Origin of the sequence: Parachitinimonas caeni, assembly GCF_030129945.1 — a bacterium.
Classification (GTDB): Bacteria; Pseudomonadota; Gammaproteobacteria; order Burkholderiales; family Chitinimonadaceae; genus Parachitinimonas; species Parachitinimonas caeni.
Genome location: NZ_JARRAF010000011.1, coordinates 60,703 through 73,074, shown reverse-complemented (window position 1 = coordinate 73,074; position 12,372 = coordinate 60,703). Strand labels below are relative to the sequence as shown.

The 12,372-nt window shown below is 58.5% G+C and carries 12 protein-coding genes; 3 read left to right on the top strand and 9 right to left on the bottom strand.

The features are described from left to right. The first annotated feature begins 117 nt into the window (after positions 1–117). The gene (locus tag PZA18_RS11300) at positions 118–978 is read left to right on the top strand and encodes a carbonic anhydrase (protein WP_284100952.1); all 861 of its coding nucleotides are present in this window, start codon (positions 118–120) and stop codon (positions 976–978) included. A 16-nt stretch (positions 979–994) separates the two neighbouring features. Here PZA18_RS11300 and PZA18_RS11295 read toward each other — a convergent pair whose 3' ends face one another. Continuing rightward, a complete protein-coding gene (locus PZA18_RS11295) occupies positions 995–2,248 on the bottom strand; it encodes a multidrug effflux MFS transporter (RefSeq protein WP_284100951.1) in 1,254 nt (417 codons plus the stop codon). A gap of 70 nt (positions 2,249–2,318) precedes the next feature. After that, positions 2,319–2,954: a MarR family winged helix-turn-helix transcriptional regulator gene (locus PZA18_RS11290; RefSeq protein WP_284100950.1), complete on the bottom strand. Its 636-nt coding sequence runs from the start codon at positions 2,952–2,954 to the stop codon at positions 2,319–2,321. Between the two features lie 478 nt (positions 2,955–3,432). Between PZA18_RS11290 and PZA18_RS11285 the strand changes: the two genes are divergently transcribed. Together PZA18_RS11285 and PZA18_RS11280 are read left to right on the top strand one after the other, a co-directional pair. Then, on the top strand, positions 3,433–4,215 hold the full coding sequence (locus tag PZA18_RS11285; protein ID WP_284100949.1) for a phytanoyl-CoA dioxygenase family protein: 783 nt from the start codon (positions 3,433–3,435) through the stop codon (positions 4,213–4,215). 324 nt (positions 4,216–4,539) lie between these two features. Next, entirely contained in the window at positions 4,540–5,469 is a 930-nt protein-coding gene (locus tag PZA18_RS11280) for a DMT family transporter (protein ID WP_284100948.1), read from the top strand. A 142-nt stretch (positions 5,470–5,611) separates the two neighbouring features. On the opposite strand, the gene PZA18_RS11275 is transcribed toward PZA18_RS11280, so the two are convergent. The 7 genes from PZA18_RS11275 to lpxB form a co-directional block, all read right to left on the bottom strand. Next, positions 5,612–6,412 (bottom strand): TrmH family RNA methyltransferase, encoded by an 801-nt coding sequence (locus PZA18_RS11275; RefSeq protein WP_284100947.1) that lies wholly within the window; start codon positions 6,410–6,412, stop codon positions 5,612–5,614. After that, complete coding sequence (locus PZA18_RS11270) at positions 6,409–7,803, bottom strand: HDOD domain-containing protein (protein ID WP_284100946.1); 1,395 nt, start codon at positions 7,801–7,803, stop codon at positions 6,409–6,411. The genes PZA18_RS11275 and PZA18_RS11270 overlap by 4 nt, the downstream gene beginning before the upstream one ends. Continuing rightward, entirely contained in the window at positions 7,800–8,528 is a 729-nt protein-coding gene (locus PZA18_RS11265) for a methyltransferase domain-containing protein (protein WP_284100945.1), read from the bottom strand. The genes PZA18_RS11270 and PZA18_RS11265 overlap by 4 nt, the downstream gene beginning before the upstream one ends. A gap of 6 nt (positions 8,529–8,534) precedes the next feature. Next, entirely contained in the window at positions 8,535–9,470 is a 936-nt protein-coding gene (gene motB / locus PZA18_RS11260) for a flagellar motor protein MotB (RefSeq protein WP_284100944.1), read from the bottom strand. Positions 9,471–9,511: 41 nt separating this feature from the next. Further along, entirely contained in the window at positions 9,512–10,372 is an 861-nt protein-coding gene (motA, locus tag PZA18_RS11255) for a flagellar motor stator protein MotA (RefSeq protein ID WP_284100943.1), read from the bottom strand. 237 nt (positions 10,373–10,609) lie between these two features. Then, positions 10,610–11,191, bottom strand: a complete 582-nt coding sequence (gene rnhB / locus PZA18_RS11250; RefSeq protein WP_284100942.1) for a ribonuclease HII — start codon at positions 11,189–11,191, stop codon at positions 10,610–10,612. Then, complete coding sequence (lpxB, locus tag PZA18_RS11245; protein ID WP_284100941.1) at positions 11,191–12,369, bottom strand: lipid-A-disaccharide synthase; 1,179 nt, start codon at positions 12,367–12,369, stop codon at positions 11,191–11,193. The genes rnhB and lpxB overlap by 1 nt, the downstream gene beginning before the upstream one ends. Between the last annotated feature and the right edge of the window lie 3 nt (positions 12,370–12,372).

Below are 12,372 nucleotides of genomic sequence, written 5' to 3'. Positions count from 1 at the left end.
CAAACTAAATATGCAAACCCTAACCACGCCACGCCCCGAAAAATCGACCCGGCCCGGAGGGTTATCTCCTGCTATACCAAGGTCACCGCACCAATCAAACAACTGAGAGGATTCACGATGCGTATTATGCTATGCGCGCTGGCCGCTGCCAGCCTGACTGCCCCTGCTCTGGCCAATGAACCCAAGCCGGCAGCACCCGCCGCCAAGCCTCACGCTGCCCCCAAACCTGCCGCCCGGCCGGCACCTGCCAAGGCCAAGGAGCCTGCCGAAAAGAATGAGCATGAGAGCGGCCCGAGTGGCGGCGGGCACTGGGGGTATGGTGGACCAAACGGGCCAGCTGGCTGGGCGAATATGAACCCGGCCTACAGTTTGTGTCGGGACGGCAAGGAACAGTCACCGATCAACATCACCAGCGTCGTCGGGCAGAAGATAGACAAGATCGAATTCAGCTACGGCATCTCCAAGATCAACCTCGTCAACAATGGCCATACCATCCAGGCAAATTATGACCCAGGCAGCTATATCACGGCCTTTGGCGAACGCTACCAGCTACTGCAGTTTCACTTTCACACCCCGAGTGAAGAGCAGATCAACGGTCGGGCCTTTCCGCTGGTTGCGCATCTGGTCCACCGTAGCGAAGATGGCCGACTGGCGGTGATTGGTGTGTTGTTTGAAAAAGGCCGCGACAATCCAACCCTCGAAGCCCTGTGGGACAGGATGCCAACCGAGCATGGCGAAACCCGTCAGTACGAGGAAACACACGTCAGTGCAGCCAGCCTGCTTCCACTGAAGCTGGGCTTTTATACTTTCATGGGTTCACTGACCACCCCACCTTGCAGCGAGGGGGTGCGCTGGATCGTCATGAAGAATCCGCAGCAGATTTCCGAGCGGCAATTGGCACGCTTCCGTCAGGAGTTCCCGATGAATGCCCGGCCAATCCAACCGATCAACACCCGGCTGGTCGTCGAGTCGCAGTAAGTCCAGGTTCGGCGTTTCAGGCAGTTTGGCCAACCCGGCTGGATCGGGCCAGGCCAAGATAGCAAGCTAACGCAGCCCCGCCACACAGCGCCATCATCAAACCCATCGGTCGTGCCGTGCCATCGTCGAGCAGGCCGACCGATGCCCCGGCCACGGTTGCAATCGCAAAGCGCAAAGTCCCCAGCAAGGCCGAGGCACTACCCGCTTGACCCGCCTGCCCGGCCATGGCTCCCGCTGAAGTATTTGGCCCGACAAAGCCAATCAGCATCACAAATCCAAACAAGGGCAGCAACAGGCTGAGCAAGCCTGCCGAATGCGTCAGTGCCGCCATACCCGCAGCGAACAGACCCAGGCCGCAAACGGCCATGACCCACAACGCCAGCGTCAACACTTTCTCGGGGGAGCGCGTTGCCAGCAGACGGTGATTGAACTGCGAGGCGGTGATCAGGCCCAGCGCATTGATGCCGAACACCCAGCTATACGCCTGTGGAGACAATCCATGCAGCGTGATCAGCACCGACGGCGAACCTGCGATGTATGCAAACATGCCGGCACTGGCGAAGGCGCCGGCAAGGGCATGGCCCAGATAGTGGCGATCGGCCAGCAGCTGTCCGAAAGTGCGCAAGGCCCCGCCAACCGATACCGGCTTCACAAGCTGGGGAGGCAACGATTCCTGCAAACCAAACCGGATCGCCAGCAAACCCGCCAGGCCACTGGCCGCCAGCACCCAGAAAATGGCCCGCCAGCCAGCCACTTGCAGCAACTGTGAGCCAGCCAGCGGCGCCAGCATGGGCGCTACCCCCATCACCAGCATCAACCGCGACAAGACCCTTGCGGTCATTTGCGGGTCGAATAGATCCCGCACCATGGCCAAAGGGATCACCAGTCCGGCACAGCCACCCAAAGCCTGCACGAATCGACAAACCAGCAAACTGGGCAGGTCTGGCGCCAGGGCACAACCCGCAGACGCCAGCACATACAAGGTCAGGCCGACATAAAGTGGAAGCTTGCGACCAAAGCGGTCTGACAACGGGCCATACAGGCACTGACCCAGCGCCATGCCAATAAAGTACGCCGCGAGCGTGTACTGACCGGCACTTGCCCCGAATTCACCCCCCATTTCAGGCAGTGCGGGCAGATACATATCAATCGACAGCGGAGCAAAGGCTACCAGGGCACCCAGAATGGCAATCAACCAGTTGGGATTCTGGCGGGAAACGTCTTGCGGGATGGAAACAGACATGAAAGCAGAAATAGGATGAGCAGACACGACGCAACGCCGCGGGTCATCGTTCAATAGTTGATCAGTTCAACTAATTTAATTGAATTGGTTGATGTAATCAACCATCCAGATTCTGCGCTACAACGGTCTCGCCCAGATTGGCCTGCAGGCGTGCAAACATCTGCACCAGCACTTCTCGCTCGGTCGCTTCAAACCCTTCCAGCATTCGTGCTGCCAGCGCAGCGCGGTGTCGATGAACCTGCTGCTGCAAGGCGTGCCCGGCTTCGGTCAGTTGCAGGCGGTGGCAGCGCCGGTCCAGCGCATCCGGCTGCCGTTGCAGCAAGCCGCGTTCAAGCAATTGGCTGATCAGGCGGGCTATCTGTGCTTTATCCCTGCCAAAATTCTGCACCAGCTCGGCCTGAGTACTCTCGGGATTGCGCGCCAGATAGCGCAAGGCCCGTGCCTCAAGCAACGTGAGGCCATCCTGCTCCTGATTGAAGGCCTGCTGAAGCTGATATTTCAGACCGTGCATCAAGTTGTTCAACAGTTCGAGAATTTCGGTATCGTCGTTTGTTGTGGGGCGGTTTTCCATAATTCGCCACGATGTCAGGCAAAACCCGGCACTATGAACCTGTTGCCGCCAATGTGCGAGTCCCTTTACCTCCCAGCAAATTTCGGCCTGGCGATGAATTTCCTGCAACGCGGCAGGTCTACCCAGCAGGCTGAGCGAAGCTGAGGTGAAGATCTGCGCCATCAGCCCCTTTATCCGGCCGTGCCTTGGCCGAATGTCTTCTTCAATTAGGCTCTGTTGACGTTTTATTTCCGGATCGCGTTTCGTCGGATTTGGGCCTGCTGCAAGGCAAAAAGCGCGCCGCTTAGTGATAAGCCACGCGATTTCCCGTCTGGGCGCACAGGCTGTAAGGCTTGCATTGCAAGCCAACAGCCTGGCAGTCAACGCGGCAGCAGGCCCAAATCCGGCGAAACCCTCCGCCCCCGCAAGGGGGATGCCGTGGCTGTAAGCCGCTTTGCGGCAACAGCCACGCAAGGCCGGGTCGATTTTTGGGGCATGGCGTCGTTAGCGTTCGCTTATTTAGCTCGCTAAACTGCACTCATCCTGCCTCGCCCTGCCCCAAAACTCGGCCCGGCGCGACCGGAAACAAAACGTCAACAGCGCCTAACACTAAACTAAACCGTTCTCTGCCCCATCAACCCTGTTTCAAGTCACTGCCGCCATGTCTGATCTCAACACCTCCTTGTTACTTTCCGATACCGAAGTTCAACAATTTGCCGAACAAGGCTTTCTGATTGTGCGAGGGCTGGCAGATGCAGCAATGCGCAACGCCGTGGCCGAGGCAGCGCGAGCAGGGCTCGCCGCAGGGCTGGCGCCAGTGGAATATGAAGCGGACTTGCATTACCCCGGCTCGCCCGAATCTCGCGAAGCGGAGGGTGGGCGCACCATCCGGCGCCTGCTGCAGGTCTATCAGCGTGACGAAGCCTTCCGGCACTGGGCACACTATCCGGCCATGACCACCAAAGTCCGGCAGTTGCTGGGCGATAAGCCGATCGCCCTGACCCAGGCCCACCACAACAGTTTGATGACCAAGCAACCCAGCTACTCCAGCAAGACGCTTTGGCATCGGGACATCCGATACTGGAGCTTCAAAGAGAGCAATCTGGTATCCGTGTGGCTGGCCTTGGGGCGGGAGTTTCCTGAAAACGGCTGCCTGGGCTTCATTCCAGGTAGCCATCGGGTCAATCTACCAGCGGAATACTTCGACGAACGCACTTTTCTGCGCACCGATCTGCCGGAAAGCCAACGCTTGATTGCCACAGCGGTGTTCCCGTCTCTGGAAGCGGGCGATGTCGTGTTTTTCCATAGCGCGACCTTTCACGCCGCCGGCAACAACCAGACCACGCAGACCAAGCTGTCGCTGGTAATGAGCTACCACACACAGGATAACGAGGCGATACCCGGCACCCGCACCGCCGCAATCCCCGCCGTCCGTATTGGCTAGCAGCCTGTCAGACTTTCGGGCGCGGAGGCGGAAACACGGGGGAACGAGACCCGTTTTGCTGGCTTTTTGAGGCGCATAGTGAGCCTATGCAACGAAAAAGCCAGCAAACCTGGGCTGTTCAACCCGTGAATTCCGCCCGCGCTTCGAAAGTCCGACAGGCGGCTAGGTTCCGTTGACACAGGCTCGCGAATAACCGTCACGGCCTGTTTAACAATACAGCCATGCGGCGTTCTGACCGGCCGTTGCTGTTGATTCCTATCCATTCGGCCTAATCTGCCATGGCTATGTCCCTATCAAATTCAAAAATCAATCGGAAGAACAGCCATGCCCAGCTATTTGCTTTACCTCATCACTGTCGTCATCTGGGGCTCAACCTGGCTGGCCATTACTTTCCAGTACGGAACGGTGCCTACCTCGGCATCGGTGGCTTATCGCTTTCTGCTGGCTGGCAGCCTGTTGCTGATCTGGTGCGCGGCCAAAGGCGAGAAACTGGCCTTCCGCTTGCGTGAACATGGCTGGATGGCGACACAAGGGCTGTTTCTGTTCGGACTCAATTACATGCTGGTTTATCAGGCGGAACGGTATGTCAGCTCGGGGCTGGTTGCAGTGCTGTTCTCCGTTATCGTGGTATTGAATCTGGTGGGCATGCGTCTGGCCTTTGGCAAGCCGATCAGCCGGCGCTCCGTTCTGGGGGCGGCAATGGGTACCGCAGGCGTCGCCTTGGTGTTCTGGCCCGAGTTGACCCATGTGAATGGCGAAAATGCCTGGTTGGGCGTTGGTATTGGTCTGGCTTCCACCTGCGTCGCCTCGCTGGGCAATCTGGTATCCCAACGCAATCAGCAAGCTCAGCTACCCCTGTTGCCGACCATCGGCTTCGGCATGCTCTACGGTGGCACCGCCAGCGTGCTTTACACCCTGGCAAGCGGGCAGTCGCTGACCTTCGACACCTCGCTCCGGTACATCAGCTCGCTGGTCTATCTGTCGATATTCGGCTCCATCATCGCCTTTGCGGCATATCTGACCCTGGTCGGACGCATCGGGGCGGCCAAGGCTGCCTATTCGATCGTGTTGACACCCATCATCGCGCTATTGCTCTCCAGCTTGTTTGAAGGCTATGTCTGGCACCTGACCAGCTTTGCCGGCATCGCCCTGTGCCTGGCTGGCAATGTCGTCATGCAAGCCAATAGTGACTCAGGACGCCAGCTGATGGCCGCCTTGCGCAGCCTTCGCGCCCGCTGGTTACCGCAGACCTGATGCCTGCAATGCGGCTCTAAAAAAACATGGCGGCCAAGTGGCCGCCATGGTTTTACCCGCTAACTCGACGCCGGATGTGGCTGCCTCTTGATAGGCAGATCAGCTCGAACCAGGCAATCCATCGCCCATTTTTCAACCGGGGTCAGGAATACTCCTGCTGGCGCATCCGCTCATACAGGCATACCGCCGTAGCCGCCCCGACGTTCAGTGACTCAACCCCCGGCTTCATCGGAATGGTCAGCCGGACTTTAGCCAGCGCATCAACTGCCGCCGACACCCCGCCGCCCTCACTGCCCATCACCATCGCGAAATCGCCGCGCAGGTCGGTGGCGTAAAGCGGTGTAGCCTGCCTCAAGCTGGTAACCGCTACCTTGCCTTTAAACTGGCTCAATGCCGCCACCAGATCCACCTTCTCCAGCACAGGCAAGGAAAAATGCACGCCCATTCCCGCCCGCAACACCTTGGGGGACCAGGCATCGGCACAGCCGGTTGATAGCCAGACCTGATCCACCCCTGCGGCTGCAGCGGTACGCATGATGGAGCCGACATTACCCGGATCCTGCACGCCATCAAGAGCGAGGCAGCAGCCATCGAGCCTGGGTGCGGCAGCAGCCGGAATCGCCACCACGGCCAGAATGCCGGTCGGGCATTCCATCTCGGTAATCTCACGGAACAAGGCTTCAGCCATCCAGACGGCCTTGCCGTGGCAGCACTCGATCCACTCGTCCAGCTGCGGGGTTTCATCCAGCGCCTCGGATACCACGAGCTTTTCCGGCTGCCAGCCTGCGTCGATACAGGCTTCAATCAGATGCACCCCATCCAGCAGCGCCAAACCGGCTTTGGCCCGCTCGCGTCGGCTGCCGGCCAGTTTCACCAATTGTTTGAACAAGGGATTGTGGCGCGAATGGATTACCTCGCGCCCACTGTGATGGCTGGCTGTCATCGTTCAACCCTCCGCGCTTGCTGGGTCAGGCACTTGCCGGTAACCAGGCACACTTGCTTGAACGCATGGTATTGCGCCTCGCTCAAGGCGGGACTACCCAGGTTGTCGGCATAAAAAATGCCGACCGGTTTATCTTCAACAAACAGAGACATGGCAAAAAATTCGTGAGGACCAATCGTCTGCCGCAGTCCGCGCGGCAGCATGGATTCATATTGAGCATGGTTGGAAGCATTCAGCCAGATGCTCTGCGGCTTGAGCATCAGCTTGGTGACAATATGCGGTGCAGTCAGATCAATCTGCAGTTCGTGCAAGGGGTCTTGATTTGGCGCACCGTGCAGATAGCGGGTTTTCAGGCAGTTATGCCCGGCCATGAGTATGGCAAACACGATGCGCTTGATCCCGATACCCACGGCAATCGCCTTGATGGCAATCGACATGATCTGGTTGAAACTGGCGCCGCTTTCCCCGGCCTGCACCAATTGCAGCATGATGTCCTGCAAGGTCTGGCGAGGTGCTGCCTGCGCAGCAGCAACCTTGGGTTTGGGCCAGGGGCCGGGGATCATCGGCAGCCAGCGGGCAGGCGGTGGAACCTGTGGATACGGCCAATCCTTGGCTGCCATCTTCAGCATGGTACCACTGACAATGCGCCAGACCTCTGGCGGCTCAATGCCCAGCGTTGCGGCCAGAATGCGCAAGTCGTCCTCAACCAGCTCATCCCACCAGCCCGTATGTAGCCGGGTGGCCAGGCGAATCGCTGTCTGTTCCAGCAAGGCACGTTGGGTCGCCCCTGACTCCCCCAGCAGAATGCTGAACGACTCAGGCAGCTTCCACGCCTCGAATAGTTTGACGCCAACCTGTTCCAGGTCTGTCCTGGGTGCGGCCTCAGGCAGGCCGGGCTCGATGGTGCGCAGCATATAGGGCAGACGAGCCAGCAAGGCCGTTACGTGGATTTCATCAAGCCTTGCATCGTAGCGGAGCGTGGCAAACTCTCTGGCTAGCTTGGCTGCCAGGCGGGCCTGAACGATTTCGTTGAGCAGCTGGTAGTAATGAGGCGCATGTTTGGGCAACAGCAGCTGCTCGACTGCCGGCAGCTTGGAAAAGCCGATAAAGGCATTGATGCCCATCAGCATGATCACATTGTCTATCGACACGACTTCGCTGGCGAGACTGGCGCTCGGGCGCTGGTTGATGAAGCGCAGGGCGTGCGCAGTCAGGAGCGGGTCGCGCAGCACTATGGCAGTGATTTCATTGGCACGCGCAGTTTCCGCACGTCCGGAAAATTGGGCCAACGCAGCCTTCGTCGATTGCAGAATGGGGAGCGGGCGTTTGGCCCAGAATGTCAGCCAAGGATCGGAAGGCGCAGAGGTACGCGGTTTGACTAAGCCGGTCATTCGATCCGCCATACGAAAAGAGAGGAATGCCGCCAGTCATCAAGGGTGATCACCTGTGTCGGCGTCACGCCCGGAACCTCGAAGCTGTTGCTGACCAATAAAGACCCGGGCTGCATTTCCTTGCGAACCTTCTGCCACAGACCCGGCATGATCGCTGGCGACAAAAAGGCATACACCACATCGAACTGCCCAAGATCGACCTGCATCAGATCTGATCGTAGCAATCCCACTTTTCGCCCTTGCAGCAACAGTCGCAACCTCGCCAACAGCCACGGCACCCACGCATGCTCGACACCCGTCACGGCAATGTCCTGCCGCCGCCCTAGGTAACTGAGCGCCGTACCAACACCAGCCCCCAGATCCACCACCCTGGCACCGGGCGCGATCAAGCCATCCAGGCGCTGCAGCGCCCTTTGGTTACTCAGATACAGGGGAACCCGGTTTTTGTAGACAGCGCCGAACAGCAACCAAGCCAGCAAAAAAGCCAACAGATACCAGACCGGGTCTAGCTGCCACTGCAGCGCCTGCACCGCCAACGGCAAGAACCCTGCATGAATCACCAGCCACCAGCGTGGCAAACGCAGCGCCCAAGACAGCCCCACAGCAAAGGCCGCCTGCGTGACTAGCCAATACGGCCACAGCGCGGTAAGTAGCCAGCTGGCCAAGGTCGCCAACAAGCAGGCAACGATCTGAACCAACACCGCACGCAGAAGTATTGAAGTCATGCCCGATCACTGCCCCGGCTTGGCCGTTGTTTCGGCAGTTTTGGCCGCCTCAGCGGGAATGGCCCCGAATTCCTCTTCCTTGACGGCACCACCGCTGCCAGCCTGCTTGCGAATGTCGTTTGCGGCATCCTCCGTCAACACGATGATGCTGATACGCCGGTTGATCGGACTCAGCGGGTCTTTCACATCATAAGGAACCGCTGACCCCAACCCGACAACGCGGAGCACCTTCTCTTCGCTCAACCCCCCAACGATCATCTCGCGTCGCGAGGCATTGGCCCGATCTGCCGACAATTCCCAGTTGCTATAGCCACGATCGCCACTGGAAAAGCCTGCTGCATCCGTGTGGCCGGACAAGCTCATACTATTGGGCACAGAATTCAAGGTTTCCGCCAGCGCGTGCAGAATGTCCTTGGTGTAATTCTCCAGCTGGGCACTACCACTTTTGAACATGGCGCGCTTTTGCTGATCGACAATCTGAATACGCAGCCCTTCCGGTGTCAGATCAAGAATCAGTTGATCCTTGAATTGCGCCAGACTGCCACTCTTGTCGCTCATCATCTTGTCGAGTTTGTTCTTCAGCGTTTTGAGCCGGGTCGCTTCTTCACCGCGCTTCGACTGACGGCGGCTACCATCCTCCGGGCTGCGCAGAAAATCACCCGCCTGCTTGGTCAGATCCTTGCCGCCCCCCTGCATCACACTCTGCGACTCACCGGCACCACTCCCCCCCGACAGCGCAACCTTGAACGGATTCTGGAAGTAATCTGCAATCCCCTTCAGGTCGCCCTTGGTCACCGAACCCAATAGCCACATCAGCAGGAAGAACGCCATCATCGCCGTCACGAAGTCTGCATAAGCAATCTTCCAGGCGCCGCCATGGTGTCCATGCCCCCCCTTTTTGATCTTCTTGACGATTATGGGCCGTTGGGAATCATCACTCATCGGTCGTTGCCTCTATGCGGTAACGGACTGCACAGCATCAATCAGCGGCTCTTCGCTTCCTTCACGTACTGTTCAAGCTCCTGGAAGGTCGGGCGATGTACCGACTCCAGCGCCTTACGGCCAAACTCGACCGCCACTTGCGGTGCGTAGCCATTCAGACTCGCCAGCAAGGTCACCTTGACTGTCTGGAAGACACGGGTGCTCTCTGCCACTTTGATTTCAAGCACGGTTGCCAGTGGGCCGACGAAACCATACGCCAGCAAAATCCCCATGAAAGTGCCCACCAGCGCAGCACCAATCAACTGGCCGAGTGCCGAAGGTGGCAGGTGCAAGGAGCCCATGGTGTGAACCACCCCCATCACCGCCGCAACAATACCGAACGCCGGCAGGCCATCGGCCAGTTTGGTAATGGCATTGACCGGCATTTCCGCCTCGTGATGATGAGTCTCGATTTCGACGTCCATCAGGTTTTCGATTTCGAAGGCATTCAGGTTGCCGCCAACCATCAGTCGCAAGTAGTCAGTGATGAATTCGACGACGTGGTGATCATGTGCGATAGCGGGATACTTGCTGAATAAGGGACTGGAGTGCGGATCTTCGACATCACCTTCAATCGACATCAAGCCTTCTTTGCGGACCTTGGACAGCACTTCAAACATCAGTGCAAACAAGTCCATGTAAAACTTTTTGTTGAATTTGGAGCCTTTGAACACGCTTGGCAGTGCCTTGATCACTGCCTTCAGCGGTGTGCCGCCATACGCCACAATCATGGCGCCCAGCCCCCCGCCAAAGATGATGACAATTTCGGATGGCTGCCACAGCACACCCAGGTGCCCACCGTGCGCGGCATAGGCCCCAAAAATACAGACCACCATGAAGATGTAGCCAACGACGACAAACATCGCACATTCCTTTGCCGGCAAAGGCCGGAACCATGTCAGGTCCAGTTTAGATGCCGGTTTGCGGGAATGACAAATTCAAGTAAGCAGGTTTTTATGCAGAAAATAGCGGGCTGGTACGATTTTTGGCGGCAGGCGGCAGGTCTTGTCGCGCCGGTGGGGACGGGGGTGTGCGATAGAGGTTTGATTTATTGCAGGTTTATCTGACCCCACCTTCACTGGTGAGATCGCGCTTGCCCGCTACCACAACTCCCCCTGGCGTTGACCGAGACAAGCGCGAACAGGCCCGAAAGACGTGCGATGCTGTGGGCAGGGCCCCAACGCTGCCAGCGCCGCCAGGTGGGCTGCCGTGGGGTAGCCTTTGTGTTCAGCGAAGCCATAGCCGGGATATTGCTGATCAAGCGCCAGTAGTTCGGCGTCCCGTGCCACCTTTGCCAGAATCGACGCTGCCGAGATTTCCCTGATCTTGGCATCCCCTTTGACGATGGCCTCACAGGCATAGGGCAAGGTCGGGCAACGGTTGCCGTCGATCAGCACTTTGTCAGGCGATACGGCGAGCCCGGCCACCGCCCGCTGCATTGCCAGCATGGTCGCCTTGAGAATATTGAGCTGGTCGATTTCCGCAACAGTTGCCGTCGCCACCGACCACGCCAAGGCCCGTTCGCGGATCTGAACAGCAAGCAGCTCCCGCTTGGCGGCCGTCAGTGCTTTGGAATCGGCCAATCCTTCAATGCCGTGATCCGGCCCAAGAATAACCGCTGACGCATATACCGCGCCCGCCAGTGGGCCACGCCCCGCCTCATCCACACCGCACACCAACATCAGGCCGCTCCTCGCTGCAAATGACGCATAACCGCCTCCGCTGCCTTCTCTGCCGCGTTGCAACGCAAGGACTCATGCAGGCCCTCGAACTTCTCGACCAAAGCCGCCACCAGATGGCGGTCTTCGACGCAATTGGCCAGGGCCTGCGCAAGATTGGCGGGCGTTGCCTCGTCCTGCAACAACTCAGGAACCAGAAACCGGCCAGCCAACACATTGGGCAGACCGACATAGGGCAAGTGCATCTTCTTCTTCACCATGCGGTAAGTAGTATTCGACAACCGATAGGTGATGACATGCGGACGCTTGACCAAAGCGGCTTCCAGCGTTGCCGTACCGGAAGCCACCAGAATGGCATCAGCTGCCACCATGGCATCATGGGCATGGCCGAACATCATGCGCAGGGGAAGTTCATGCGCGCCATGGCGATACAGTGCGGTCTCGAACTGCTCACGAGTCTCACGGGTGATCAGCGGCACCAGAAACTGCGCCGTCGGGAAGCGCTGATTCAGGCGCAACGCGGTCTGCACAAAAAGCTCGGCATGAAAGTCCAGCTCGCTCCGCCGACTCCCCGGCAGCAAGGCAAATATCAGCGAGCTTTGGGACAAGCCAAGTGTCTCGCGCATGGCAGCGCGATCGGGTTTCAAGGGGATTTCATCAGCCAGCGGATGACCAACATAGGTGGCATTCGCGCCGACTTGGTCATACAGGGGTTTCTCGAACGGAAACAGGCAGAGCACATCGCTGGTTGCCCGTTTGATCTTGTGAATGCGCTCCCCCCGCCAAGCCCAGATGGAGGGGCTGACATAGTGAATGGTAGGAATGCCCGCGCGCTTGGCCGCCAGCTCCAGTCCCAAATTGAAATCTGGCGCATCAATTCCGATCAGCACATCTGGCCTTTCGCGCAAAATCATCTGCTTGAGCTGACGTCGCATGGCCAATAATTCGCGCAAGCTCTTCAACACTTCGAGATAACCCCGCACCGCCAGCTTTTCCATTGGAAACGCGCTGTATACCCCTACGGACTGCATTTTTGGTCCAGCAATGCCGGCAAATTTCGCACCAGGCAGTCGCTGCGACAGCACCTGCACCAGCGCAGCGCCAAGCGCATCACCGGAAGCTTCGCCGGCCACAATAGCTATACGGGGCGAGCCCCCGCCCATGAAGAGTTGTTGAGACATGGT